This window comes from Synechococcus sp. RSCCF101, from assembly GCF_008807075.1.
Lineage (GTDB): Bacteria > Cyanobacteriota > Cyanobacteriia > PCC-6307 > Cyanobiaceae > RSCCF101.
The window spans coordinates 123,998-150,185 of the sequence record NZ_CP035632.1 but is presented as its reverse complement, the minus strand read 5'-3'; the positions used below and the strand labels follow the sequence as shown (position 1 = coordinate 150,185).

General features: G+C 66.6%; 24 protein-coding genes and 1 pseudogene. 20 read left to right on the top strand and 5 right to left on the bottom strand.

The genetic code is table 11. The features are described 5' to 3' along the window. Positions 1–27: 27 nt before the first annotated feature. Entirely contained in the window at positions 28–1,758 is a 1,731-nt protein-coding gene (locus EVJ50_RS00780) for a carbohydrate porin (RefSeq protein ID WP_150881929.1), read from the top strand. 24 nt (positions 1,759–1,782) lie between these two features. Here the strand turns inward: EVJ50_RS00780 and EVJ50_RS00775 are convergent, their stop codons facing one another. After that, the gene (locus EVJ50_RS00775) at positions 1,783–3,090 is read right to left on the bottom strand and encodes an APC family permease (protein WP_150881928.1); all 1,308 of its coding nucleotides are present in this window, start codon (positions 3,088–3,090) and stop codon (positions 1,783–1,785) included. A 376-nt stretch (positions 3,091–3,466) separates the two neighbouring features. Between EVJ50_RS00775 and EVJ50_RS00770 the strand changes: the two genes are divergently transcribed. The 12 genes from EVJ50_RS00770 to EVJ50_RS00715 all read left to right on the top strand — a co-directional run bounded on the left by EVJ50_RS00770 (position 3,467) and on the right by EVJ50_RS00715 (position 13,262). Further along, positions 3,467–4,576: a hypothetical protein gene (locus EVJ50_RS00770; protein ID WP_150881927.1), complete on the top strand. Its 1,110-nt coding sequence runs from the start codon at positions 3,467–3,469 to the stop codon at positions 4,574–4,576. Positions 4,577–4,619: 43 nt separating this feature from the next. After that, entirely contained in the window at positions 4,620–6,671 is a 2,052-nt protein-coding gene (locus EVJ50_RS00765; protein ID WP_150881926.1) for an FUSC family protein, read from the top strand. A 7-nt stretch (positions 6,672–6,678) separates the two neighbouring features. Continuing rightward, positions 6,679–6,900 carry a DUF1656 domain-containing protein gene (locus EVJ50_RS00760; protein ID WP_150881925.1) on the top strand — a complete coding sequence of 74 codons (222 nt, stop codon included), beginning with the start codon at positions 6,679–6,681 and terminating at the stop codon, positions 6,898–6,900. Beyond that, positions 6,897–8,003 (top strand): HlyD family secretion protein, encoded by a 1,107-nt coding sequence (locus EVJ50_RS00755; RefSeq protein WP_150881924.1) that lies wholly within the window; start codon positions 6,897–6,899, stop codon positions 8,001–8,003. The genes EVJ50_RS00760 and EVJ50_RS00755 overlap by 4 nt, the downstream gene beginning before the upstream one ends. 7 nt (positions 8,004–8,010) lie before the next feature. Continuing rightward, the gene (locus EVJ50_RS00750) at positions 8,011–9,042 is read left to right on the top strand and encodes a TIGR00341 family protein (protein ID WP_150881923.1); all 1,032 of its coding nucleotides are present in this window, start codon (positions 8,011–8,013) and stop codon (positions 9,040–9,042) included. 294 nt (positions 9,043–9,336) lie between these two features. Further along, on the top strand, positions 9,337–9,726 hold the full coding sequence (locus EVJ50_RS00745) for a type IV pilin protein (protein WP_150881922.1): 390 nt from the start codon (positions 9,337–9,339) through the stop codon (positions 9,724–9,726). A gap of 94 nt (positions 9,727–9,820) precedes the next feature. After that, positions 9,821–10,342 carry a hypothetical protein gene (locus EVJ50_RS00740; protein WP_150881921.1) on the top strand — a complete coding sequence of 174 codons (522 nt, stop codon included), beginning with the start codon at positions 9,821–9,823 and terminating at the stop codon, positions 10,340–10,342. Next, positions 10,339–11,283, top strand: a complete 945-nt coding sequence (locus EVJ50_RS00735) for a hypothetical protein (RefSeq protein WP_150881920.1) — start codon at positions 10,339–10,341, stop codon at positions 11,281–11,283. The genes EVJ50_RS00740 and EVJ50_RS00735 overlap by 4 nt, the downstream gene beginning before the upstream one ends. 61 nt (positions 11,284–11,344) lie before the next feature. Next, the gene (locus EVJ50_RS00730) at positions 11,345–11,827 is read left to right on the top strand and encodes a hypothetical protein (protein ID WP_150881919.1); all 483 of its coding nucleotides are present in this window, start codon (positions 11,345–11,347) and stop codon (positions 11,825–11,827) included. 109 nt (positions 11,828–11,936) lie between these two features. Further along, the gene (locus EVJ50_RS00725; protein WP_150881918.1) at positions 11,937–12,263 is read left to right on the top strand and encodes a hypothetical protein; all 327 of its coding nucleotides are present in this window, start codon (positions 11,937–11,939) and stop codon (positions 12,261–12,263) included. Between the two features lie 109 nt (positions 12,264–12,372). Continuing rightward, positions 12,373–12,795, top strand: a complete 423-nt coding sequence (locus EVJ50_RS00720) for a hypothetical protein (protein ID WP_150884747.1) — start codon at positions 12,373–12,375, stop codon at positions 12,793–12,795. A gap of 26 nt (positions 12,796–12,821) precedes the next feature. Then, positions 12,822–13,262: a hypothetical protein gene (locus EVJ50_RS00715; RefSeq protein ID WP_150881917.1), complete on the top strand. Its 441-nt coding sequence runs from the start codon at positions 12,822–12,824 to the stop codon at positions 13,260–13,262. A 38-nt stretch (positions 13,263–13,300) separates the two neighbouring features. Here EVJ50_RS00715 and EVJ50_RS00710 read toward each other — a convergent pair whose 3' ends face one another. Next, complete coding sequence (locus EVJ50_RS00710) at positions 13,301–14,134, bottom strand: carbohydrate ABC transporter permease (RefSeq protein WP_370455547.1); 834 nt, start codon at positions 14,132–14,134, stop codon at positions 13,301–13,303. A gap of 5 nt (positions 14,135–14,139) precedes the next feature. After that, positions 14,140–15,780: a 2-isopropylmalate synthase gene (locus tag EVJ50_RS00705; protein WP_150881916.1), complete on the bottom strand. Its 1,641-nt coding sequence runs from the start codon at positions 15,778–15,780 to the stop codon at positions 14,140–14,142. A gap of 93 nt (positions 15,781–15,873) precedes the next feature. Between EVJ50_RS00705 and EVJ50_RS00700 the strand changes: the two genes are divergently transcribed. Beyond that, positions 15,874–17,448 carry a glycoside hydrolase family 57 protein gene (locus EVJ50_RS00700; protein ID WP_150881915.1) on the top strand — a complete coding sequence of 525 codons (1,575 nt, stop codon included), beginning with the start codon at positions 15,874–15,876 and terminating at the stop codon, positions 17,446–17,448. A gap of 1 nt (position 17,449) precedes the next feature. Here the strand turns inward: EVJ50_RS00700 and crtL are convergent, their stop codons facing one another. Continuing rightward, positions 17,450–18,736, bottom strand: coding sequence for a lycopene beta cyclase (crtL, locus tag EVJ50_RS00695; protein ID WP_225323133.1), 1,287 nt, complete (start codon positions 18,734–18,736; stop codon positions 17,450–17,452). Further along, complete coding sequence (gyrA, locus tag EVJ50_RS00690) at positions 18,733–21,411, bottom strand: DNA gyrase subunit A (RefSeq protein ID WP_150881913.1); 2,679 nt, start codon at positions 21,409–21,411, stop codon at positions 18,733–18,735. Before gyrA ends, crtL begins: the two co-directional genes overlap by 4 nt. 160 nt (positions 21,412–21,571) lie before the next feature. On the opposite strand from gyrA, the gene EVJ50_RS00685 reads away from it, so the two are divergent. The 6 genes and pseudogenes from EVJ50_RS00685 to EVJ50_RS14445 form a co-directional block, all read left to right on the top strand. Further along, positions 21,572–22,150, top strand: coding sequence for a CAAD domain-containing protein (locus EVJ50_RS00685; protein ID WP_191964808.1), 579 nt, complete (start codon positions 21,572–21,574; stop codon positions 22,148–22,150). 55 nt (positions 22,151–22,205) lie between these two features. Then, complete coding sequence (locus EVJ50_RS00680; protein WP_150881911.1) at positions 22,206–23,369, top strand: GuaB3 family IMP dehydrogenase-related protein; 1,164 nt, start codon at positions 22,206–22,208, stop codon at positions 23,367–23,369. A gap of 262 nt (positions 23,370–23,631) precedes the next feature. After that, positions 23,632–23,955: a thioredoxin gene (gene trxA, locus EVJ50_RS00675; RefSeq protein WP_150881910.1), complete on the top strand. Its 324-nt coding sequence runs from the start codon at positions 23,632–23,634 to the stop codon at positions 23,953–23,955. A 167-nt stretch (positions 23,956–24,122) separates the two neighbouring features. Further along, on the top strand, positions 24,123–25,022 hold the full coding sequence (locus EVJ50_RS00670; protein WP_191964807.1) for a TIGR00730 family Rossman fold protein: 900 nt from the start codon (positions 24,123–24,125) through the stop codon (positions 25,020–25,022). Beyond that, on the top strand, positions 25,019–25,642 hold the full coding sequence (hisH, locus tag EVJ50_RS00665; RefSeq protein ID WP_150881908.1) for an imidazole glycerol phosphate synthase subunit HisH: 624 nt from the start codon (positions 25,019–25,021) through the stop codon (positions 25,640–25,642). Before EVJ50_RS00670 ends, hisH begins: the two co-directional genes overlap by 4 nt. Next, positions 25,630–26,151, top strand: a pseudogene (locus tag EVJ50_RS14445) (RsmD family RNA methyltransferase); the annotation flags it as partial. The gene hisH and the pseudogene EVJ50_RS14445, both read left to right, overlap by 13 nt. Positions 26,152–26,188: the final 37 nt, after the last annotated feature.

The window sequence follows — 26,188 nt, the reverse complement described above, 5'->3', positions numbered from 1 at the left end:
ACAGTGTTGCCAAAACGTTGAGATTCTGTGAAAGCTGCGCCGGTTCTGCTCCTCGCGATCGCTCTGGCTGGAGCGAATCCGGCGCGAGCTGAAGAGCAGGAGTTCTCCCCGCTGGCGATCGCCTCCCCAGAGGTGGTGGAGGCCTCCGGAAGCCAGGCCTGCACGGCAACCACAGTCCAGGGGTTCTGCCTGGAGGCGATCACCCACACCCCCGGGCCCGTGCAGCCCCTCAGCAACGACCCGTCCGATGGCCGGCCTGGCCTGGCCAGCGAAGGACGTTGGAATGAACGGGCCTTTCCTGCCGGCGAAACGACCGACCTTCAGGCCGGCCTTCTCGATCCACTGGCGGGGTTCACGGGCTCACAACCTCTGCTGATCGCGGAATCGGAATCCCGCGAGGTCGAGGCCGAAGCCGAGGCGGAGCAGCTGTTTGCCCTGGGAGCGCTGATCGGCACCTTCCACTCCAGTGAGTTTCCCTACGGCGCACCCAGCAGCGTGGATGATGCCGGCTTCTGGGGCAACACCCAGCTGCTGGGCGACTGGGGGGGCTGGCGCAAGAGCCTGGCGGAGAACGGCATCTTCATTGATCTCACCGCCACGACCTTCTATCAGAGCGTCAGCAACAGCACCAACCCCGGCGGTGACTGGCTGGAGACCGCGTCATTCAACATGACCATCTCCACGGAGGCCGTGGGCCTGTGGCCGGGCGGCTTCATCCATGTCGGGGTGGATTCCAAGTTCGGTGATTCGGCGAATGTGCGAGCGGGCTCCTTCAGCCCTGTGAATTACTCGGCCACATTCCCGGTGCAGCAGGAGGGCGACTATATCCTTCCGACCGAGTATTACCTGTTTCAGGAGCTTGGGTCACCCAAGCTGGTGGCCATCGCGGGCAAGGCAACCGGCATCAACTTTGCTGATCTGAATGTCTTTGCTTCGAATCGCAAATACCAGTTCAACAACACCGCGCTCAACAACAACATGATGCTCGGGGGGTTCATCCCCTGGCAATCCACCTGGTACGGCGGCCTGGTGTGGCAGGTCACGCCGTCGCTGCAGAGCGTCACCGTGGCGATCGATCCGAATGGCTCGGCCGAGAACTTCGCCGACGACTTCTTCAAGGACGTGACCATCGCGCAGCAGTTCACCTACCGCTGGGGACAGACGGACCTCCCCGGCAGCCTGATCCTGGGCGGGCTGTGGTCATCGAAAGGAAGTGTCGACTTTGCCGATCCCAGCTCGTTCGCTGCGGATGGGGAGATTCGCTTCGGCGACGCTCTCAACAGCTCCGATGGAGGCTCGATGTTCTGGTTGACGTTCGATCAGTACTTCTACCGTGTGCCTGAGAATCGGCTCGATCCCGATCTCACCTTCTACACCCCCCGCGGAGCGGGCGTGTTCGCACGCTTCGGTGCCGGACCGGACAGCTCGAACCTGATCCGACGCTTCGCCAGCCTGGGGATGGGCGGCAAGGGAATGATCACGGGCCGGCCCTACGACGAATTCGGTTTCGGCTGGTACTACCTGGATTTCTCGCGGGGAACGGTGGAGAGTCTTCAGAACGTGAGCCGGATCAAGAGTCTGCTCACGGGCTCAGAGCCGAGGGACTTCGAGAATGAGCAGGGCGTGGAGTTCTACTACAACTTCGCCATCACTCCGGCGATGCGGCTCACCTTCGATGCTCAGTACATCTTCAATCCCTTTCTCTCAGCCAGCGATGGCTCGCTGGTGATCGGCTCAAGGCTTCAGCTGGCCTTCTGATCGGCAGGCGGGGCGGCTGAGGCATCAGCCCGCCGCCAGCCGCCCGCGACGCTTGTGGAAGCGCTGCAACAGGGCTTCGGCAATGAAGGCCGCAGCCGTGAAGGCGAGGAAGATGCCAAAGCTGCTTGGCTTGGTCTGGGCGGTGTAGGCGATCCAGACAACGATCGCCAGGCCGCAGGCCGCCACGCTGGCCAGGGTGATGACGCGATGAAGGCCTTGCTTCGGCAGCAGAATCACGGCGCCCACGTTGACCAGCGAGTACACCAGAAGCGATGTGGCGCTGCCGATCGAGGCCACGGTCGTCAGCGACAGGGTGTTCACCAGGGTCAGGCCGATCGCCGCCGAGATGGTGAGCCCGCGCGTGCTGAAACCGATGCTCTTCTGAAAGCGCGATGGAAGCTGCCCGTTGACCGCAAGGGTATAGGTGATGCCGGTGACACCGAACAGGCCGGAATTGAGGCAGGTGACCGTGGCCAGAATGGCAACAACCAGAAGGAGGTAGTAGCCGGCCTCGCCGAAGTTCTGGCGGGCGACGTCGGCCAGCAGCGTGGCACCGCTCCCGGAGAGCGTCTGAGCATCAACCGAGGCCGACACCACCGCAGCCAGAGCCACATACAGCAGCAGCACCAGACCGATGGAGCCATACATGGCGCGTGGCAGGTCGCGGCGCGGCTCGCGCAACCGCTCCACCGCGTTGCTCACAACGGCGAAACCGGTGAAGCCGAAGAAGGTGAGCGCCAGGCTGCCCAGAATGGGTGCCGGCTCCGGCCAGGTCGACACGGCCAGGCGAGAGGGCTCCGCGTGAAAGGCCAGAGCGACGGTGAACAGCGTCAGGATGCCGAGGTTCACCAGCACGATCAGCCGCTGTGCCACGGCCACGAGCTTCGAACCGACGAGGTTCAACAGCATCAGGCCAAGGATCAACGCCGACGCAAAGCCCTTCTCGGCACTGTCGGCACTGGCCGGGGCAACGTTGAGCAGCTGGGCCACGAACCGCCCGAAGGAGAGGGAGATCATCGCCATGCCGATCAACTGGGCGATGTAGTAGAGGATTGAACTCCCACCCGAAAACAGCCCGGGACCGAAGGCCTGAGCGAGGTACTGCACCACGCCACCGCGCGAGGGATAGCGGATGCCCAGCTCGGCGAAGGAATGGCCAGTGAGGAGTGCAATCAGGCCGGCAGCCAGAAAGGAGAGCCAGAGGGCGGAACCGGCGCGGGTCGCCGCCACTCCCAGGAGGGCGAAGATGCCCGCCCCGACCATGGAGCCGATCCCCAGGGCGATGGCGGCCCGCGTCGGGATGGTGGGGCGGCTCTCGGTCTGTGGGGTCACGGGCTGTTGGCTGGAAATCGGTCGGTCGTCCGCTGGCTGATCAGTGGGTCGGCAACAGCCGTCTCACTGCCGGGATGGGCATCCATCAGCAGGCGAGGGAGATCGTGCCGGCCTTGATCGACAGGTTGCCTCAGAGATCAGGATCGTGCTGCGAACACCACAGAGCCGACATGTCTCAGCAAAGAAAGAAACACAACACATGGGTTGACAGCATCCGCAGAAGCAGGCAACTGACACCATTTCCCATCGAACTGGCTCAGCAGCGGCAGCAGCCTCTCGAGGCAAAGGTTTGCAACATCCGCCTCGATGGCGCCGGGTCGTCGTGGCCAAAGCTTGAAAGCCGTCTACGGTCAGATCACTGCTCACAATCGTGTCGATGACGCCAACAAGATTCTCCCGCTCGCTCCGAAAGCTGGCGGCTCTCTGCGCCATGGCCAGCCTTGGTTTGCCCGCTGCGGTGTCCGCTGAGGACTTCCCTCGCATCACGCCGCAACTGATGGACCGGCTGAATACCGGTCTGGACACCACCTGGCCGAAGGATCCCGCGGTGCCCGATCTGCCTCCGATGCCGGTGACCGATGACCCGCAGATGAATCCGGAGGCCTTCCTGTGGACTCATTTCCACGACAACATCTATCCACCTCAGAAAAGCGGGGTTCCCACCCCGCGCACACGCATCGTCACGGAGAACGATCCACTGGAAGTGGACGTGTACTGGTCGATGCGGAGCCCCTACAGCTACCTGGCGCTGCAACGGCTCGTCTATCTGAATTCCAACTACAACGTCAACGTCAACATCCGCCCGGTGCTGCCGGTGGCCGTCCGCTCCACCAAAGGTGGCAGTGGCAAGGCCGGCGGACTCTTCGGCCTGCCCTACAAGGTTCCTGACACCGTCTGGGACGCTCCGCGCCAGGGCAAGTACCTCGGCGTGCCGTTCAACTTCCCGGTTCCGGATCCGATCTGGCAGGTGTGGAACCCCAAGGGGCAGGTTCCCGGGCCCGACAACTGGCTCTTCACCCACCCGCCCGAGAAGCAGCCCTACATCTTCTGGCTCACCCGGCTGGCCTGCTACGCCGAGAAGAAGGGCAAAGCACTCGATTTCGTCAATCAGGTCTCCTACCTGATCTGGAGTGGAGTGGTGCATCCCAGCAACCCCGATGCCCGGGTCGACTACCGCAAGGGTCACTGGCCCAACTTCGTCAAGGAGTACATGAACCGCGTCGACGGGCTGGATTACGACGAAGCGATCCGCTTCATCCGCAACAACCCCAAGCAGATCGATCAGTGCTGGATCGACAATGCCGAGGGCATGGCGAAGACCGGGCACGGTGGTGTTCCCCTGATGGTGATCAACAACGAGCCCTTCTTCGGTGGCGACCGCTTTGATCAGTTCCTCTACCGACTGCGTCAGAACGGCCTGACCCGACGGACTGAGCCTCGCAAACCGCTGGCCACCCGGCCGCTGCGCTGGCCGGAAGGCGAATAACGCCGCGAGATCGGACCCCGGCTGAGGCGACGGTCCTCCCCTGATGAAGCGTGCTGCACCGATGGCGGTGTTCGCCCGAGCGGATGTCCGGGCCGGCCTGCGGGCCGGCCTGGCTCTGGTGCTCGCCTACGGCGTGTCCCTCGGGATGGAATGGAACAAGCCTCTGTGGGCGGGCATTTCCGTGTTCGTTCTGGCCGTGGCTCCGGTGGGCCCCGCCCTCCAGAAAGCCTGGCTGCGGCTGCTGGGATCCCTGGTGGGGGCAGGAGTGGCCTTCGCGATCGTGGCCACATTCCCCCAGGAGCGCTGGCCCTTTCTGATCAGCGTGGCGGCCTGGGTGGGGCTCTGCGCGTTCTTCATGCGACGCAGCCCCCATCCCTACGCCTGGAACGTGGCCGGCTTCGTGACTCCGATCATCGCGATCGGCTCCGGCCCACCGGATGGGGCGGCATTCTTCTTCACCGCCGTGGAACGATTGCAGGAAACGATCTGCGGCATCCTCAGCTACACCCTCTTCGCTCTGCTGATCAGGGACCCGGCCCCTCCCCGGCCTGCAATCCCCGCCAGCTGGACCGAGTGCAGGCAGGCCATCCTCAGCCTGGCGGACGTTATCTCGGCCACCCTGGCCAGCCCGGAACCCACACCCCTGGCGGACTACCGCAAGCGGCAGCAGGCGGCGGCAACAGCGATCCAGTCGGTGCCCCTCAGCGCAGCCGAGCCGATCGGGGACCGCGGACAGCTGCGCGCCATTGCCGATGCCCTCGACCGTCTCTGGCAGTCGGTGGAGCATGCTCCCGCCACCGTTCGCGAGCGGGCGGTCTCGCTCTGGCAGGGCTCCAGGCTGAAGCTGGAGCAGGCCCTCGGGCCCAGCCCCGAATCACCTGGGCCCGAAGCGCCTGAGCACGCCCGGCTCGAGCCGATCGCTGAGCGCAGAGCCCACAAACCTGGAACCAGCCAGCAGGACGAGGCGCTGTTGGCGATCACGCAGCGCTGTCTGCGCACATTGGATCGGCTGACCGGCCCGCTGGAGGCAGCGGCAGATGAACCAGCGGGAGGCCGGAGGCCGCAACCCCTGAAGCCCTCGCACCACCTCGAGGACGACGTGATCGCCGGCGCCCAGGTGACACTCACGGTTCTTGCCGGCGCCCTCCTCTGGATCTATCTGCCGGATATCCCGACCGGTCCCACGGTGGTGGTGCTGTTGGCGCCGATCTCCATGGTCTTCTGCACCAACTTCGGTGCTCCGGCCTACAAGCTGCTCACCTATGTGCTGCAGGGGGTGCTGATCGGGGGGCTGCTGCAGGTGCTGGTGCTGACCCGCCTGAGTGGCTTCAGCGCGCTGGCGAGTGTGTTGTTTCTGATGGCCGCAGGAATCACGATCTGGAAGTACAAGAACGGCTTGGCACGAATCGTGATGCCGATCGTGGTGATCGCCGTGCTTGGAATCACCAATGTTCAGAACTTCAGCTTCATGGCTGTGTTGAACAATGCGATGCTCTGGATCATCATCTGTCTTGTCATCACGGTGGTGGGAGAGCTGCCCTTCTCCTCATCCAATGAAGCCATCTTCCTGCGGCTCTACCAGCGCTTCGTCCGCCTTGCCGGCAGGATGACCATCGCCAGGCCGATGCTGTGGGGCTATGGCTCAGCTCTGAGCGCACCCTCTGAAATGCGGGGGCTGCTCGGCAAACTCAACGCCAAACGCCTTCCCATCCCCGTGGAGGAGCTCGATGAACTGATCAGCCGCTGCGAGGATTGTCAGTTCTGGCTCAGCACCTGGTGGGCCTTCAGGCCGGAGGACGGCGAGCGGCCGATTCAGCCCGGTCCGACGGACACAACCAGGCCGGAAACGGCCGGATCGCAGACAGGCAAGTCGCTCGCAGCCAGCATGACGGTGCTCCAGAGCCAGCTCGATCAGCAGCAGGCCACCGGGCCCGGCAACGGCTCACCTGCGGTGCGCGAACGATCGGACGACCAGGCGGTCTTCGCAGGAAGCAGTTGGCAACTGCTGTGGAGTCTGGAGCGGCTGGCCCATCAGGATCGCTCGATTCCATGGGCCAACTGGCCCAGGCCGCCCTTACCGTGGAGCGGGCTCTAGAGCACTGATGACGCAAGCGCTGTTCACACCAAAAGAGGTGGAGTTCCGTGGCATCTACCTGTCACCACTTCTGGTCTCTGTTGCACTCGCCATTGCGGCAACCTGGTTCACGTGCAAAACTCTGAACCGGTATGGATTGGCAGACCGCTTTGAGTCGCCCCTACTCGTTTATCTCTCGTTCGTCGTGATCTACACGGTTCTCATCAGCACCCTCCTCATTCCGTCATGACCGATCGCCCCCTGATCAAGCGCTATGGCCCCACCGCCGCTGTGGTTCTGGTGGCGGCAGGGCTGGCCGTGTGGAAGCTGCATCAATGGGTCGTGAATCCCTGGACGCGTGACGGACAGGTGCGGGCCAATGTGATCGAGATTGCACCGCGCGTGTCCGGTCCCATCGTGGAGCTGCCGATCCGGGACAATCAGGAGGTGGCCGAGGGCGATCTGCTGTTTCGCATCGATCCGCGCACCTTCCAGGTGGCGCTCGACAAAGCGGCCGCAGAGCTGGATGACACCCGCGTGGAACTCACGACACTGGCGCGCCAGGTTGAGGTGGAGCGGGCCTCCGTGGTTCAGGCCCGCTCCGTGATCCAGCAGAAGGAATCCACCCTCAAGGCCGCACAGGTTCAGCTCCGGGAAGACCAGAAGAACTACGACCGCGGCAAGGCGCTGATCGCATCGGGCAGCATCACCCAACGGGATTTTGATGATGATGAGACCAACTTCGTCGTGTCCCAGTCCAATGTGGATGAAGCCGAGGCCGCACTGCTGGAAGCGAAGAAAGAGTTGCTGCAGAAGCAGGCCTCTCTGCAGGAGGCCATCGCCAAGCAGGGAGCGCCGGGCGACAAGAACGCCCAGCTGAGGTCAGCCCAGTCGGCGGTTCGGGATGCGGAGCTCAACCTGGAATTCACCGAAGTGAGAGCCCCGGTGGATGGCTATGTCACCAACCTCAACCTCCGCCTCGGCAGACAGACCGTGGCCAATCAACCAGCCCTGGCTCTGGTGGACAAGAACAGCTTCTGGGTGGATGCCTACATCCGGGAAACCTGGATTCGCAGGGTCAACGCGGGCGATGACGCCGTCGTGACGCTGATGAGCCACCCGAATCAACCGCTTGACGGCACCGTCGACAGCCTCGGCTGGGGCATCTTCCAACAGACCGGCAGCACAGGCCAGAACCTGCTCCCCAATGTGGAAGCCACGTTTGAGTGGATCCGTCTGGCACAGCGGATTCCAGTGAAGGTGACCATTGACGAGGTGCCCGATTCGATCGCCCTCCGACTGGGCAGCACGGCCTCCGTGCTGATTCGCGCGAACAGCAGCAACAGCAATTGAGACAGGCATGAGCACGGCCCCCGCCGCCAGCGCCAACGAGAATCGGCGCACGCAGACCGAAATGCGTCTGGGCATGCAGGGTCAGGCCGGCCTGAGCCAGCCCTTTCTGATTCTGCTCCTCAGTGCTGCAGCGATTGCAAGCCTGGGTCTGATGACCAACAACCAGAGCGTTGTGGTGGGAGCCATGATCATCGCGCCTCTGATGAACCCCATTCAGAGCTTCGCTTTTGCGCTGGCCATCGACGACTACCGCCTCATGCGTCGCTCGCTTCTGACGCTGGCGTTTGGTGTGATCGCGACAATCAGCACAGCCTGCCTCCTGAATCTGGCAACCCCCTACGACCTGGTCGACAGCGAGATCATCAGTCGCACGCATCCGAGCCTGCTCGACCTTCTCATTGCCTTGTTTGCAGGCGTTGCCGGGGCCTACGCATCCATTCGGAAGGACATTCCCAATTCCATCGCAGGCGTTGCGATTGCCGTGGCCCTGGTCCCTCCCCTGTGCGTGGCCGGCATCGCTCTGGGGACGTCGGGCGAGGTGGTGACAGCGTTCGGGATTGGTCAGCTCAATCGCTGGCAGATTCTCTCCGGCGGTTTTCTGCTCTTCCTCTCCAACCTTGTCGGCATCTGCGTTGCCAGCTTCACGATCTACATCTCTTACGGATTTGGCAGCTGGAAGAGCCTCCTGAAAAGGCTGGCACTCTTGCTTGTCGGCGTGATCGTCATCAGCTGGCCCTTGCGCATCACAGGACGAAACGAGGTGGCCTCCAGAACGGTTTCGGAACAGCTCCAACGCATCCGGCAGCGCTATCCGAATGTGACCGAGCAGTCCCAGATTCGCCTGGTCAGCGTCAATGTCAAAGGCGACCAGGCTCATGTCACCGTCCTGGCGAATGCCCCGGACAACGTGATCGCAGACGACTATCTCGACACGCTGCAACAGGGTCTGTTCCAGGCTCTGCGTCCACTCAATGTCAACCGCATGAACCTGACCCTCAGGCTCAACCACGCCCGTGTTCATCGCCTCAGCATTCAGTGAGCCTTCCGCCGGCGTCACCCCGTGGGTCCGCGATCGCGATCTCCCCGATCATCGCAGTCCTCGATCCAGAAGGCCTGATCGTTCTTCAGTGTCTGATGGCGGACGCACGGGCGCGCAGTGAACTCGGATAATCACGAATCCAGCGATTGAAGGTGGTCTGATCAAGGTGGTCTGATCAACCGAATCGGTCGTGCCAGCGCAACGGGGTTTGATCGGCAACACTCCGGCAGGCCCAGCAGCCTGGTTCGCCTGGCGGAACCTCCACCAGGACCCGCCATGGGCAGTTGAGCACGAATCGCTGGGGGATTCACCCTCGTTGAACTGCTGATCACGGTGGCCATCCTTGGTGTGGTCTCAGCCGTGGCCATTCCCAGCTACCTGGGCGTGGTGGATCGAACGGATCGCAAGGCGAAGGTGGCGGAAGTGATCGGCCTGGCCAAGGAATGCGCCGCCGCCAATGCAGGAGGCAGCGACGGGCCCGGCATCGTGATTTCAGACCCCCGCACCGGACGGCCGGTGATCTGCGGCGGCGACCCGCGACGGCGCTGGCGCAAGAACATCAAGTCACAGAAGTTCGCCAAGCGAGGCCCGGTGGACTGCCTCGGTCAGAACTTCGCCAATGCGGGCAGCGTCTGGGTGCGGGTGGAGGACGACGGCCGCATGCGCTGCATCCGCCGGAACTGAGCCCAGGTCGGGACCGGCCGCCAGACCACAGCAGCTGCCAGCTGGGGACAGCGGGCACACAATTCAGAGGTCACCTCCTGGAGTTCTGCCGGTCATGCCTCCGATCCGCGCCCTCCATCCGCCGCATGCCGCGGTGATGCTTCCCTGCCTGGCCGCCGCTCTGGCCCTGGGTAGTGGCCTGAGCAGGCCGTCGGCCGCCGCAGAAGCGCTCTACGAGCTGGAGACCAGCTGCAGCCTCGCCGGCGCGGACCCGGTGGCCTGCACCGTGCTCGCCAGCGATGACGGCGACAGCACCCGCTACGAGCACCGCCTCGGCAACGGCACTTCGGTGCTCACGCTGCGCATCAGTGAGGACCCGGTGGTGCGGATGGAGCGTCTCGATGCCTCCGGTGACAACTGGAGTGCCCTGAGCAACGCCGCGGCCCGCTTCTCCACCAACACGGTCTGCTTTGAGGGCCGCGAGGTGTGCGTGGTCAATGCCAACTACCTCAACAGCATCAAGGAGGAACGCGGCGCCGCCCTGGATGGACGCGACCTGGTGATGGTCCGCTTCGGGGCGGATGGCCGCGTCAATGCCTCCTGCTACGACGAGGGCTGCGAGGCCCTGACCCGATGAGGAGCGCGCAGAGGATCGTGAACGGACCCAGGCCCGTTGGATCGCGAGTGCGGCGGCTGCTGAGCCTGGGGATGCTGCTGGCCATGCTGGCCCCCATGGCCCTGGATGCCGGAGATGCCGCTGCTCGCCGCGGAGGGGGTGGACGCGGTGGCGGGGGCCGCAGCCGCTCGGTGAGCCGGCCCTCCGGATCGCGCTCCCGCGCCCGCTCCAGACCCTCCACCGGCCGCTCCGGCTTCTCCCGCAGCGGCAGCAGCATGGGCCGGGGCGGCTCACGGCCCAGCGGCGGCTGGAGCCGCAGCGCCGGCAACAGCCGGCCATCGATGAACCGCGGCGGGACGCGATCGGTCAACCGGGCCGCCACCCGGCCGGCCAATCGTCCGGTGAATCGCAGCGGCAACCGCTCGGTGAACCGGGACGTGTCTCGCGACATCAACCGGAACGTCAACCGCGACATCAATCGCGACATCAATCGTCGTGGCGACTGGGATGGCAATCGCCGCAACTGGGACCGGACCGTCAACATCGACAACGTCAATGTGCGTCCCGGCTGGGCACGGGTGGGCTGGGGTGCCGCGCGCCCCTGGAACACCGGCTGGTACGGCGGCTGGCGCACCCCCTCCTGGGGCTGGTGGGGCGCCAGCGCCGCCGCCTGGGGCATCGGCACCCTGGCCACCGCCTCGATCATCAACAACGCCGTGGATGAGGCGGTGGAGAGCAGCACCACCTATGTGGTGGTTCCCAACACCGACTACGAGCTTTACTACGGTTCCGTGCAGCCCAGCAGCGACTCGGTGGTGAGCTTCGCCGTGAGCGACGATGGCATCACTTACGACATGACCGCCGACTGTCGCAACGGATGGCTCAATGGCGCCCCGCCCGTGAGCCCCAGTGAAGCCGAGCTGCTCAACGCCGCCTGCCAGGTGGCCTTCGGGGACGCCTGATCCGTCGCACCCCTCCGCCGCTCCCATCCGTTCCGGTCGTCACGGCCTTCTGCAGACCCTCATGCCACGCACCGCTCTCGCCTCGCTCCTGACCCTGGCCGCCGCCCTGCCCCTGAGTGCCGACGCGGTCCGCGCCGAAACCTGCACCTTCCTCACCCCCATCGGCGGAGACGGCAGCAAGATCGTGAAGAAACGGGTCGAGCGGCCCAAGATTTCGCCACTGGGCAATGCGTTGGGCCGCACGAACTGGAACACCGATTTCGCCGTGGATCGCCCCTACCGCCGCTACAAGCTCTTCTTCACCGCCGATTCGACGGACACCGGCACTTATCCGATCGAGGCTTATCTCAAGTTCACCGACAACAGCAATCTGCAGGTGGTGAATCAGAGCATGACCCCGCCGATGGGCACCGGCAAGATGTTTGGCCCCTTCCCCGCGGTGCCGGGCAAGCAGGTCAGCCAGGTGAACTTCAAGGTGGGCACGGCCAAGGATCCCGGTGCCAGCGGATTCAGCTACCGCATCTCCGTGCAGGGCTGCAACTGAGCCCCAGCCGGACACCTCATCGCGTCATGCCCCCCTCCAGTCCGCGCCTGGCCCGGCGGGCCCGAACGCTGGGTCGCGCCCTGCTCTCCCTCATGCTCAGCTCGGCCAGATGCGGCAGCAGCTGCAGCAGGACGAGAGCACGGAGCGTGAGGACTCCGATGTGATGTCCAGCCAGCTGCAGCGCCTCAGCCGCCGTCTCAACGAGCTCGAACGCGACGGCAGCGGCGGTGGAGGCGCCAGCTCCCGGGAGAGCAGCACCACCTGTGTGGTGGTTCCCAACACCGACGACGAGCTCTGTTGCAGCTCCGTGGATCCCAGCAGCGACTCGGTGGTGAGTTTCGCCGTGAGCGACGATGGCGTGACCGACGACATGACCGCCGACTGCCGCAACGGATGGCTCAATGCCGCCTGCCTGGTGGCCTTCGGTGATGCCTGACCCGTCGCACCCCTCCGCCGCCCGCCCCCACCCGTTCCGTTCGCCACGGCCTTCTCCACCTCCCATGCCACGCACCGCTCTCGCCTGCCTCCTGGCCCTCTCCGCTGCCATGCCCCTGAGCGCCGCCGCGGTCCGCGCCGAGACCTGCACCTTCCTCACCCCCATCGGCGGTGACGGCAGCAAGATCGTGAAGAAGCGGGTGGAACGGCCGAAGGCTCTGATCGGCCGCACCAACTGGAACACCGACTTCGCGGTGGATCGCCCCTACCGGCGCTACAAGCTCTTCTTCACCGCCGATTCCACCGGCAAGGGCACCTATCCGATCGAGGCCTATCTCAAATTCACCGACAACAGCAATCTGCAGGTGGTGAACCAGAGCATGACCCCGCCGATGGGCACCGGCAAGATGTTCGGCCCCTTTCCCGCCGTGCCGGGCAAGCAGGTGAGTCAGGTGAACTTCAAGGTGGGCGCCGGCAAGGACCCGGAAGCCACCGGCTTCAGCTATCGCATCTCCGTGCAGGGCTGCAACTGAGCCCCAGCGGGACACCTCATCGCGTCATGACCCCTCCCACCAGTCCGCGCCCGGCCCGGCGGCCCGAACGCTGGGTCGCCCTGCTCTCCCTGATGCTCAGCTCGGCTCTGGCCGTGCTGCTGGGGGTGGTGGTGGTTCAGATGCGCCGCCAGCAGAGCGAACTCGGCCAGATGAGGCAGCAGCTGCAGCAGGACGAGAGCAGCGAGGGTGAAGACTCCGATCTGATGTCCAGCCAGCTGCGGCGCCTCAGCCGCCGCCTCAATGAGCTCGAGCGGAGCGACAGCGGGGGCGCCAGCTCCTGGCAGATCACGCGGCTGGAGGATCGGCTGGATGCCCTCGAAAACCGGCTGAGCCGGCAACCCACGCGCCTGCCGCCGCCACCGCTGCCGAGCACAGGGGATCTGCAGGGTGAGGAGCCGAGCGAGAGCGAGAAGAGCCCGGACTGGGACGAGGGCCTCTGGCGCTGAGCGCGACCCACGGTTCGCCTGGGCCCCCTGCAGCAGCCTCAGCCCTTCACCGCATCGGAGGTGGCACTGGGCAGGATGTAGCGCTGAAGCAGCAGGAACAGCAGCAGCACCGGCAGGATCGAGATCACCGAGCCGGCCGCCACCACACGCCAGTCGAGCGAGAAGCTGCTGGCGAGCTGCTGCAGCCCCAGCGGCAGGGTGTAGAGGGCCGGGTCGTCGAGGATCACCAGCGGCCAGAGAAAATCACTCCAGGTGCCGATGAACACGAACATCGCCAGGGTGATCAGATCGGCGCGGGCAGCCGGGATCATCACGTTCCACCACTCGCCCAGCTTGCTGCAGCCATCGATGCGGGCCGCTTCCTCCAGCTCCACCGGCACCCCGAGAAAGCTCTGGCGCATCAGATAGAGCCCGAAGGCGGTGGCCGCCTGGGGAATGATCAGGGCCAGCAGCGTGTTGCGCAGACCCAGCTGCACCATCAGCAGGTAAAGCGGAATCATCACCACCTGGAACGGAATCAGGATGGTGGCCACCACCAGGGCCAGCACCAGACCCCGCCCGGCAAAGCGCATCCGCGCCAGGGGATAGGCCGCCAGGGAGCAGAACAGCAGGTTGGCCAGCACCGCCAGGGCGCTCACCACCGTGCTGTTCACCAGGTAGGTGGTGAGGGGATTGTCGCGGAACAGACGGCCGTAGGCCGCCAGGCTCGGCTGGGCCGGCAGCAGCGCCGGCGGTGAGGTGAAGATGTTTTCATCGGGCCCCTTCAGCGAGGTGCTCACCAGCCAGAGCAGGGGCACCAGCACCGCCAGTGCCAGCGCCAGCAGAAACGCCAGCTGCAGCGCCGCCGGCAGATGGCGGCGCATTCGGGCCATGGCCTTCACAGGGCGGGGCGCTCTCCCACCGGCAGGGGGTCGCCACTGGCGAGGGCCGCCTTCTGGGGATGGAGCGGGGCCCGCTCACTGCCGCTCATCAGACGGTTCAGGGCATTCACGAACGCCTGGGCCGCGGCCACCACGATGTCGGTGTCGGCGGCATGGCCGGAATAGAGCTGGTTGCGATGGCGCAGCCGGATCGTCACCTCACCCATGGCATCGATGCCCTCGGTGACGGACTTGATGCTGAATTCCACCAGGTCATTGGGCACACGAGCCAGCCGGTTGAGCGCCTGGCAGACGGCATCGACCGGGCCGGTGCCCATGGAGGCCTCACTCAGATCGGCGCCATCGCGGGTGCGCAGGGTCACGGTGGCCGTGGGCAGCAGGGTGGTGCCGCAGCTCACCTGCACATGGGTGAGGGTGTAGTGGGCCTCGGGCTGCTGCACCTGCTCACTCACGATCGCCTCCAGGTCGCGGTCGCTGATCTCCCGCTTGCGGTCGGCCAGATCCTTGAAGCGGGCGAAGGCCTCATCGAGATCCTGGCGTTCGAGCGAATAGCCCAGCTCCTCCAGCCGGGCCCGGAAGGCGCTGCGGCCGCTGAGCTTGCCGAGGGAGAGGCGGTTGTCGGCCAGACCGATGGTGCGGGCATCCACGATCTCGTAGGTGAGGCGGTTCTTGAGCACGCCGTCCTGATGGATGCCGGATTCGTGGGCGAAGGCATTGGCCCCCACGATCGCCTTGTTGGGCTGCACCGCCATGCCGGTGAGGTTCGACACCAGGCGGGAGGTCTTGGCGATCTCCTCGGTCACCACATTGGTGAGCGGCTCACTGCTGGCGGCATCACGGCCGAGGAAGGGGTTGAAGTAACTGCGGCGCACATGCATCGCCATCACCAGTTCCTCAAGCGCCGCATTGCCGGCCCGCTCGCCGATGCCGTTGATCGTGCACTCCAGCTGACGCGCGCCCATCTTCACGGCCTCGAGGAAGTTGGCCACAGCCAGGCCGAGATCGTTGTGGCCGTGCACGGAGATCACGGCCCGATCGATGTTCGGCACATGGCGGTTGATGCCGTCGATCAGGGCACCGAATTCCGCCGGCGTGGTGTAACCCACCGTGTCGGGGATGTTGATGGTGGTGGCGCCGGCGCTGATGGCCGCCTCGATGGCGGGATAGAGGAACTCCGGATCGCTGCGGCCGGCATCCTCGGGAGAGAACTCCACGTCATCCACCAGCGAGCAGGCGTAGGCCACCATCTCGCCGATGATTTCGAGCACCTCGCTGCGGCTGCGGCGCAGCTTGTGCTCCAGGTGGATGTCGCTGGTGGCGATGAAGGTGTGGATGCGGCGGTGCGCCGCCGGTGCGATGGCATCGGCGCAGGCCTTGATGTCGCCGCGGGCGGCGCGGGCCAGGCCGCAGATCACCGGCCCCTGCTCCCGGCCCACCACCTCGGCGATGCGATGCACGGCCTTGAAATCGCCGGGACTGGCGAAGGGGAAGCCGGCCTCGATGATGTCGACCCCGAGGCGGGCGAGCTGCTGGGCAATGGCCAGCTTCTCCTCCAGATTCAGGCTGGCGCCGGGCGACTGCTCGCCATCCCGGAGCGTGGTGTCGAAGATCAGCACCCTGCCTGGATCCCTGGCCATGGCCCCAACTCGGATCAACTATGAGATAGGCGGAGTGTAGAAGGGCTGTCCCTCCGCTCCGTCACCGTAAGCTCACTCCAGTGGGAGAACTCCATGGCCGCAGGCGCACTGGCCCTGGTGCTCCATGCCCACCTCCCCTATGTCCGCAGCAGCGAGCCGGGCTCGCTCGAACAGGACTGGTACTACCAGGCCCTGCTGGAGTGCTATCTGCCGCTTCTCGACCGTCTCGAGGCGAGCGCCGCCGACCCGCACCAGGCCCCGAAGCTCTCGATCGGTCTCTCGCCCACCCTGCTGTCGCTGCTGAGCGATCCCGAGCTGGCGCAGGGATTCCCGGCCTGGCTGCAGCAGCGGCAGGAGCTCCTCGCCCTGGCGCCGCCCGCCTTCCACAACGCCGCGGAGCACCTGCAGCAGCACCTCAGCCGCAGCCTCAGCGGCTGGCACGAGCACCGCGGCCAGCTGTTGCCCCGCTTCCGCGCCCTGCAGGAGCAGGGGGTGCTCGATCTGCTCACCTGCGCCGCCACCCACGGTTACCTGCCCCTGCTGCGGGACGTGCCGGAAGCGGTGCGGGCCCAGCTGCGCACCGCCGTGCGGGAGCACCAGCGGCTGCTGGGGTCGCCGCCCCTGGGCATCTGGCTGCCCGAATGCGCCTACTACGAGGGGCTCGACCGGGAGCTGGTGGCGGCCGGACTGCGCTACGCGGTTCTCGACGGCCACGGCCTGCTCCATGCCCGGCCGCGGCCGCGCTACGGCATCTACGCCCCGATCTGCTCGCCCGCCGGGGTGGCGTTCTTCGCGCGGGACAGCGCCGCCACGCTGCCGGTCTGGTCGGCGCGGGACGGCTACCCCGGCGATCCGCTCTACCGCGAATTCCACCGCGATCTGGGCTGGGATCTGGAGGAGGAGACGCTGCAGCGACGCGGCATCGCTGACCGGCGCCCCCTCGGCCTGAAGCTGCATCGGGTCAGCGGCCGCAACAGCCGCCTGGAGGACAAACGCCCCTACGACCCCGCCGCCGCCGCCGCGCGGGTGGAGGAGCATGCCGCCCACTACCTGGCCGGCCGCAGCCGCGAACTGGGCGGGCTGAGCAGCGCAATGGAACGGGAGCCCCTGCTGGTGGCACCCTTCGATGCCGAGCTGTTCGGCCACTGGTGGTTCGAGGGGCCCGATTTCCTGGCGGCCCTCTTCCGTCAGTCCGCCGCGGCCGGCGTGCCCCTCACCCATCTGCGCGACAGCCTCGGCGGCACGCCCCAGCTGCAGCTCTGCCAGCCCTCACCCTCCAGCTGGGGCCAGGGCGGCTACCACAACTACTGGCTCAACGAGAACAACGCCTGGATCATTCCCGAGTGGCATCGGGCCGCGGCGGCGATGGTGGCCCGGGTGAACCGGGGCGTGGCCTCCGAGGAGGAGCGGCGCCGGCTCACCCAGGCGGCCCGGGAGCTGCTGCTGGCTCAGTCGTCCGACTGGAGCTTCATCCTCAAGGCCGGCACCACCACCGAGCTGGCCCGCCAGCGCATCCACCGCCATCTCGATCGCTTCTGGCGCCTGCTGGGCAGCCTGGGCGCCGAGGGCTCCATCGACGAGGCCTGGCTGGCGGCCGTGGAGCAGGAGGACCGGCTGTTCCCGATCGTGAACGCCGCCGACTGGGCCAGCCGGCCGGCGGGGCGCTGACTCAGCCCTGGGGCCGCGGCTCAGGCGCCGCCGGAACCGCGGCCTGACGCGCCTGCAGGGCACCGAGCAGCAGGGCGGCTTCCGGGCCCCGGAACTCCAGCAGGCCGCGACGCACATCCCAGGAGGTGCTGGCGAAGAGCCGCAGCATGGCCGCCACCAGCTCGGGCGTGCTGAGGGTGTTGGCCAGGAAGCCGGACCACTGGGGCTGGGGCAGGCGGAAGAAGCTGCCGAAGAAGCGGCGCAGGCGGCTCTCCTCGAAGCGCATCAGCTTCTCCAGGCCGAACTGGTGAATCTGGTGGCGCCGCACCAGATCGGCCGGCCAGAGCGCCTGCCAGCCCGCCGCCGCCAGCTCGGCCGGGCTGCGGTCGTCGGCCTTCAGGGCAACGGCCAGGGCCTCGGCCAGCCCGGGAGCCCGCCGCAGCAGTGCTCCCACCAGGTAGCCCGAGGCCGGGTGCACCATGCTGGCGCTGGACCCGAATCCCAGAACCGGCTGATCCAGCAGCGGCAGGGTCAGGTTCATCGGGAACAGGCAGCGCTCCACGTGCTCGATCGCCACCGGCTCGGCCCCCCGGGCGGCCAGGCGCTGCCGCAGCCGACGCTCCAGCCGCTCCATCGAGACCGGCGGGGCCAGGGCCAGGGAGGTCTCCTCCACGAAGAAGCGACCCTCACCGAGATCCATGGCGTAGAGGAACGTGGGTGCTCCGCTGCGGCGCTCCTCCTCGCTGAGGTGACCCGAGCGGAAGTCCATCAGCGTGAAGCTGCCCGGCTCCACCGGCTCCGAGGCGAAGCGACCTACGATTCCATAGGCGGCCTGCTGGGCGATGGCGGCCTGGGGGGGGCGCCGGATGAAGCGGGCCTGATGACCGCTGGCATCGATCACCAGCCGGGCCGCGAGGCGCTGGCCATCGGCCAGGACCACCGTGCTGCTGCGGCTGTCGTGCTGCACAGCCACCGCCTCGCCCAGCGTCCAGCCCATCGCGGCCCGTTCGCACCGCTCCAGCCAGAACCGCTGCAGAGCCGTGCGATCGAGCAGGCCGTAATCGCGTCGGTGGGCCAGAGGCTCCTCTTCGAACACGCTGCTGGTGGCCTGCCAGCGATGGGAGAGCAGAGGCGCCAGCCCGAGCGCATCCACCTCATCCCCCCAGATGCCGTAGGTGTTCGGCCAGGGGTCCTGCGGGGCCCGCAGCGAAAGCCCGTGCACCTGCAGGCCGCGGTCGGCGAGCTCGGCAGCGATGGCCAGGGCCGAGGGGCCCGAGCCGATGATCAGAACATCGCTGGACGGGCTCAGGACTCGGCCTCCTGCTCGGGGGCCGGCGCCATAGCGGCATCCGGGGCCTCGTCAGGATCCTCGTCCGTGTCATCGGCTGGGTCCTCGTCCGGGGCCGGGGGCACCAGCACCACCTCGGTGAGCCGGTCACCGCGATCGAGCCGCTGCAGACGCACCCCGGTGGCGGCCCGCGACTGCTCGGGGATCTGATCGGCCTCGGTGCGCACGATCACGCCCTTCTCGCTCACCAGCAGCACCTCCTCGCCCGCGCCCAGCACCCGCAGACCCACCAGCACATCCCCCTCACGGCGGAAGCGCAGGGCCCTCAGGCCCATCCCGGCCCGCCGCTGCAAGCGGAACTGCTGCACGGGAACACGCTTGCCCAGTCCGCTGGCGGAGGCCACCAGCACCCAGGGCCCCTCGCTTGCATCCACGAGCTCCTCAGGGCTGTCGCCGTCCACGTCGGCCTCGCCCTCAGGGTCGGAGGTGCCCTCAGCGTCGGAGGCGCCGCCCTGGCTGTCGGCCACGCGATCGGCCAGGTCCACCGGCAGCACATCCATGCTCACCAGGCTGTCGCCGGGGCGCAGCTGCATCGCCCGGACCCCACGGGCGGCTCGCCCGAGGGGGCGCAGCTCCGCGTCGCAGAGGCGGAAGTGGATGGTCATCGCCTGAAGCGAGCCGATCAGCACGCTGTCGCCGTTGCGGGCCAGACGCACCCAGGCCAGGGAATCACCGCTCTCGAGATTGATGGCGATCAGCCCATTGGAGCGGATGTTGGCGAAAGCGGAGAGGGGCGTGCGCTTGATGAAGCCACCCCGGGTCAGCATCAGCAGATGCACATCCGCCTCGAACTCGGAGACCGCCAGCACGGAGGTGATCGCCTCCTCCCGCGGGATGGGCAGTAGTTGAACCACGGGGGTGCCCTTCGCCGTGCGGCTGCAGATCGGCACGCGATAGGCCGGCAGGGCATAGGCCACACCCCGATCGCTGAACAGCAGCAGCCGGTCGTGATCGTTGCAGCTGATGAACAGCTCCACCGACTCATCGCCCTGACTCTTGGTGCCGGCCTTGCCGCGGCTGCCACGGCTGGTGGCTTCGAATTCGCTCACCGCCATCCGCTTCAGATAGCCGTTGGCCGTGAGCAGCACCACGGACCGTTCATTGGCGATCAGATCAATGTCGTCGAGCTCACCTTCGAGATCGAGGATCTCGGTGCGCCGCTCGGAGCCGTGGCGGTCCCGCAGGTGCGACAGCTCGGTGCGGATGATGTCGAACACCCGTTCGCGGCGGGAGAGGATGTCTTTGTAGTCGGCGATCTTGGCGACCAGATCCTCGTGTTCCAGCCGGATCTTGTCGGCTTCCAATGCCGTGAGCCGGCGCAGCTGCATCTGAAGAATGGCGTCCGCCTGAACAGCACTGAGACCGTGGCGATCCTGCAGCTGCTGACGGGCGGTGGGGGTATCGGAGGCGGCCCGGATCAGGGCGATGATCGGGTCGAGCTGATCGAGCGCCAGCAGCAGTCCGAGCAGGATGTGGTCGCGTTCCTCCGCCTTGCGCAGCATGTAGCGGGTGCGCCGCTCGATCGTGTCGACCCGGAAGCGCAGGAACACCTGCAGCATGTCCCTCAGGGTCAGCAGCCGGGGCTCCCCATCCACCAGGGCCAGCATGTGGGCGCTGAAGTTGCTCTGCAGCGGCGTGAGCTTGAACAGATTGTTCAGCACCACCTGCGGATAGGCATCGCGGCGGAGTTCCACAACGATGCGCATGCCATCGCGGTCGCTCTCATCACGGATGTCGGCGATCCCCTCCAGCTTCTTGTCATTGACCAGATCGGCGATGCGCTCGATCAGGGCCGCCTTGTTGGTCTGGAACGGCAGTTCGCTGATGATCACCGCATCCCGGTCGGGCCGGCCCGGGGCTTCCACCGTTTCGATGGTGGCCACACCGCGCATGGTCACCGATCCGCGGCCGGTCTGATAGGTCTCCCGGATGCCGCTGCGACCGAGAATCTGGCCACCGGTGGGGAAATCAGGCCCGGGGATGTGCGCGATCAGATCCCGATCATCCAGATCGGGATCGTCGATGAGAGCGAGCAGGCCGGCGATCAGCTCCGAGAGATTGTGGGGCGGAATGTTGGTGGCCATCCCCACGGCGATGCCTGACGAGCCATTGAGCAGCAGCTGGGGGATACGGGCCGGCAGCACCGTGGGCTCCTGCTGGGAGCCATCGAAGTTGTCGGCGAAATCAACGGTTTCGCTCTCGATGTCCTCCAGCAGACTGTCGGTGGTGAGCGCCTGCAGCCGCGACTCGGTGTAGCGCATCGCGGCAGGGGGATCGTTGTCCACCGAACCGAAATTGCCGTGCCCATCGATCAGCGGCAGACGCATGGAGAAATCCTGCGCCATGCGCACGAGTGCGTCGTAGACGGCTGTGTCTCCATGGGGGTGGTACTTACCGAGCACCTCACCCACCACACGGGCGCACTTTCGATAGGGCCGGTCGCTGGTCAGGCCCAGTTCGTACATCGCATACAGAATGCGTCGATGCACGGGTTTGAGGCCATCACGTGCGTCGGGCAGCGCGCGCCCGACGATCACACTCATCGCGTACTCCAGATAGGAGCGCGACATTTCATTTCGCAGATCAGTCTGAATGATGCGGCCGTCGGAATCACCGGGTCCGATGGGATCCGCCATGAATGATCAGCTTTTCACCGCTCCGACAGTTTATCTCCTGCATGCCCAGGCAGCAGCACAACCGCCGCCCCGACCAAGCGACTGCAGCAACCCGATCCGACGGCAGCTGACGGCTGTTGAAGCGCTCCTTACACTGCACGCCACCTCTTCAGCGTGGCCCATGCAGTCGTCCCCCGACCCGTCGTCTGCGGACCAGCCTGCGCCGCAGACGACCCCGGCGGCCGAGGAGCCCGCGACGCCGGTGGAGCCGAGCGCCCAGGCCACCCCATCGCCTGAACCGGCGCCACAACTCGAAGACTCAGCGGAGCCGGAAGCCGCACCGGAACCCGAGACAGCTCCCTCCGCCATTCTGCAGAGCGTCGAGATCCCGGCGGCAGAGCCCTCCAGCACTGGAGCGGACACCGGCTCGGACGGGTCAACCGATGGCCCGGATCTGAAGCAGTTCTTTGAAGGTGTCCTGAGCTGGTGGCAGGAGGCCCGCATCGGCGAGCGCCTGGTCCAGGCCAAGCAACCCGTCCTGCTGCTGCTGGGGGCCATCGGCCTGCTGCTCGCGATCCGTCTCTACGGAGCGGTGGTGCACCTGATCGACAGCATTCCCGTCGTGTCCGGGCTGCTGGAGCTGGTGGGCCTGCTGGTGGCCCTGCGCTTCGCGGCCACCCGTCTGCTCAAACGCGAGGATCGCCAGGAGGTGCTGGGCGCGCTCGCCAGTCGCTGGCGCACCTTCCGCGGGCAGGGCTGAACGGCCCCGGGGCCATGACGGGTTGGTAGTTTGTCCGATCCGTCACAATTCGCCGGTGACCATTCAGCTCGGACGCTCCCGCACCGTTCGCCGCGCCTACGGGATCGATGAGATCGCTCTCGTTCCGGGCGGCCGCACCGTTGATCCGCAGGTCACCGACAGCTCCTGGTCCATCGGGGGTGTCGAGCGCGAGATCCCCATCATCGCCAGCGCCATGGACGGCGTGGTGGACGTGGGCATGGCCGTGGAACTCTCCAGGCTGGGTGCGCTCGGGGTGCTGAACCTCGAGGGTCTCCAGACCCGCTACGAGGATCCGAACCCCTGCCTCGACCGGATCGCGTCGGTGGGCAAGGAGGAGTTCGTGACCCTGATGCAGGAGCTCTACAGCCAGCCCGTGCGCGAGGACCTGATCCGGCTGCGCATCCAGCAGATCCGCGACCAGGGCGGCATCGCCGCGGTCAGCGCCACCCCGGTGGCCGCCATGAAGTTCGGCCATGCGGTGGCCGAGGCCGGCGCGGACCTGTTCTTCGTTCAGGCCACGGTGGTGTCGACGGAACACATCGGTCCGGCCGGCAGCAGCACGCTGGATCTCCGGGCCCTCTGCCGCGACTTCGGTGTTCCCGTGGTGGTCGGCAACTGCGTGACCCATGCCGTGGCCCGTCAGCTGATGGATGCCGGCGCCGCGGCGGTGATGGTGGGCATCGGCCCGGGCGCCGCCTGCACCTCACGCGGTGTGCTCGGCGTCGGCATCCCCCAGGCCACCGCCGTGGCCGACTGCGCCGCAGCCCGCGATGAGCACGCCGAAGCCACGGGCCGGTACGTCCCCGTGGTGGCCGATGGCGGCATCGTCACCGGCGGCGACATCTGCAAGTGCCTGGCCTGCGGGGCGGATGCGGTGATGATCGGCTCCCCCATCGCCCGGGCCGCCGAGGCTCCCGGCCGCGGCTTCCACTGGGGCATGGCCACACCCAGCCCGGTGCTTCCCCGGGGCACCCGGATCCGGGTGGGCACCACCGGTTCGCTGAGCACCATCCTGCGGGGCCCGGCCATCCTCGACGACGGCACCCAGAATCTTCTCGGCGCGATCCGCACCTCCATGGGCACCCTGGGGGCCCGCAACCTGCGCGAGATGCAGGAGGTGGAGGTGGTGGTGGCACCCTCGCTGCTCACCGAGGGCAAGGTGTACCAGAAGGCCCAGCACCTCGGCATGGGCAAGTGACGCTCGCCGGGGTGGCCCGCTGAGGAGGCATTACCCTCAGGTTGTGGGGGCTTCGGCCCACACACTCCTCACACCCCCGGCCCGGGGTCACCGGGCTTTTTCTCTTCCAACGCCGGCCAGGAACCGACGCTTGCCGCGGTTCTGTGACGCGAACGGCAGACGGTCCTGTGAAGGGTTGCGTCACCCGGAACCCCGCAGCTGCTCCCAGGCAGATGGGAGAGTGCTGGGTTGCTAGATTCGCCTGAGAAACGGGATCAACTGGATGTCCAGCGCCACTGCCGTCACTGATGCCTCGTTTGAGCAGGACGTGCTGCAGAGCGAAGTGCCTGTTCTGGTGGACTTCTGGGCACCCTGGTGCGGACCCTGCCGCATGGTGGCTCCGATCGTGGATGAAATCGCGAAGGAATTCGAAGGCAAGATCAAGGTCTTCAAGCTCAACACCGACGAGAATCCCAACGTTGCCAGTCAATACGGCATCCGCAGCATTCCAACCCTGATGGTGTTCAAGGCCGGCCAGAAAGTCGACACGGTCGTCGGCGCCGTGCCCAAGAACACCCTGTCCAACACGATCAGCAAGTACCTCTGATCACCGCGCCAGCCACCTCGGACGCTCGGCGGCCACCCAGCGAGGAGACGACCGCCGCAGTCATCGAGCAGTCCAGGCGTCTGCTCGATTCTCTCGCCTCCCGGGACTGGCTTGATGAGGATCACTGGCGCCTGATCCACGGCACCCTCGCCGATCTGCGCCAGGGCTTGGAGCTGTTTCGCAACGCTTCCGGTCGCCGCCGGATCGCGGTGTTCGGCTCCGCCCGCAGCCCGGCCTATGGATCAGCCTACCGGCAGGCCTGCCACCTGGGACAACTGGCTGCCGCCAACGGTTTCGACGTGATCACCGGTGCGGGTCCGGGCATCATGGAAGCGGCCAACAGAGGGGCCGGCCAGGACCATAGCTTCGGCGTCAATGTGCGGCTGCCGGAGGAGCAGGTGGCCAATCGCTACCTGGATGCGACGAACCAACGCCTGCTCACCTGCCACTATTTCTTCACCCGGAAACTCTTCTTCCTGCGTGAGAGCGATGCCCTGGTGATCTGCCCCGGCGGCTTCGGCACCCTCGACGAAATGTTCGAGAGCCTCACCCTGATTCAGACCGGGCGAACGCCACCGATCCCCGTGGTGCTGATGGCGCCGGAGGCCGATGGCTCCTGGCTTAGGCTGCAGCGGCGCATCCTTGAACAGCTGCGTGGCAACGGTCATATCGCAGCGGAGGATGAGGCCCTGCTGCGCTTCTGCACCGACCCGGAGCAGGTGATCGAACGCATCCGGCACTTTTATCGCCTGTTGCACAGCATCCACCGCAGTGGCGACACCATGGCGTTGCATCTGCACGCAGCGTTGCCGCAGACCGCCATTCACCGCTTCAGCCGTGAGTTCGATGAGCTGTTCCGCTGCAGCAGCCCAGAGCGGCTGGAGCACGGCTGGTTGCACTCCGATCCTGAGGCGACGCCCCTGTTCCGCCTGCGGTTCCGATTCGATGAGCGCCGCATCGGCCTGCTGGTCCGGGCCATCGACTGGCTGAACGATCTGGAGCTGGCCGACGCCCCGGACGCCGCCTGCCAATCGGACCCGACCCGCCCCGGAACCATCGGATCATGAGCAGCATCGGACTTCTCGATTACGGCATGGGCAACCTGCACTCGGTGCAGCGGGCCTTCGAGCGGCTCTCATGCCGGGTCTGCACCGTGCAGCGCAGCGAGGCGATGGCGGCATGCGACGCCCTGGTGCTGCCGGGTGTGGGAGCCTTCGATCCGGCCATGGAGCAGCTGCACCGCTCCGGATTGGCGTCGGGCCTGACGCAATGGTGCAACGACGGCCGGCCCCTGCTCGGCATCTGCCTCGGGCTGCAGCTGCTGTTCGAGGGCAGCGACGAAGGATCGGCCCGCGGCCTGGGCCTGATCCCCGGCCATGTGCGCGCCCTGCCGAGAGATCGGGGCGAGATGGTGCCCCACATGGGCTGGTCGCCGCTGCAGGCTGAAGCCGGCACTCCCCTGCTCAGGGCGGATGAACCGGCCACCTGGGTCTATTTCGTGCATTCCTACGCCGCGGTTCCGGAACGACAGGAGGACGTGGCCGCCTCCGTCCGCTTCGCCGGGGAACCGATCACGGCAGCCGTGTGGCACCGGAATGTGGCGGCCTGCCAGTTCCACCCCGAAAAATCGGGACTGCATGGCCAGCGCCTTCTGCGGCGCTGGCTAGAGAGCGCATGCTCCGCCTGAGCAGCGGCCGGCGCCTGCTCAGTCCTCCGGGTGACGTGGCCAGGCCCACCGCATCCAGGGTGCGGGAGGCGGTGTTCAACCGCCTGGTCCACCGGGACGGATCCCAGGGGCAGCGGGGACTGCGGCAGTGCCACTGGCTGGATCTGTTCTGCGGCAGCGGCGTGATGGGCTGTGAAGCCCTCCAGCGCGGCGCGGAACGGGTGGTGGCCGTGGACCGCAATGCCCGCGTGCTGGCCGTGGCCCGGGCGAATCTGGAGGCCGTGGCGGCTGGCGCCGGATCCCCATCCGAGGGTCCACCCCCGGCACTGGAGGCGATCCGGATGGACGTTCTCCAGTGGCTCAGCAGCGATGAACCGGTCCGGGGCTTTGACCTGATCTACGCCGATCCGCCCTATGGGGCAGACCTGCTGCCCAGGGTGGGGGCCCTGGTGAGCGAGAGGCGCTGGCTGAGGCCCGGCGGCCTGCTGATGCTCGAATGCGGCCGGCAGGCCTGCTCAGAGGAGGACTGGTCGGCGCTGGGCTGGGAGCTGGAGAGTGCGCGCTCCT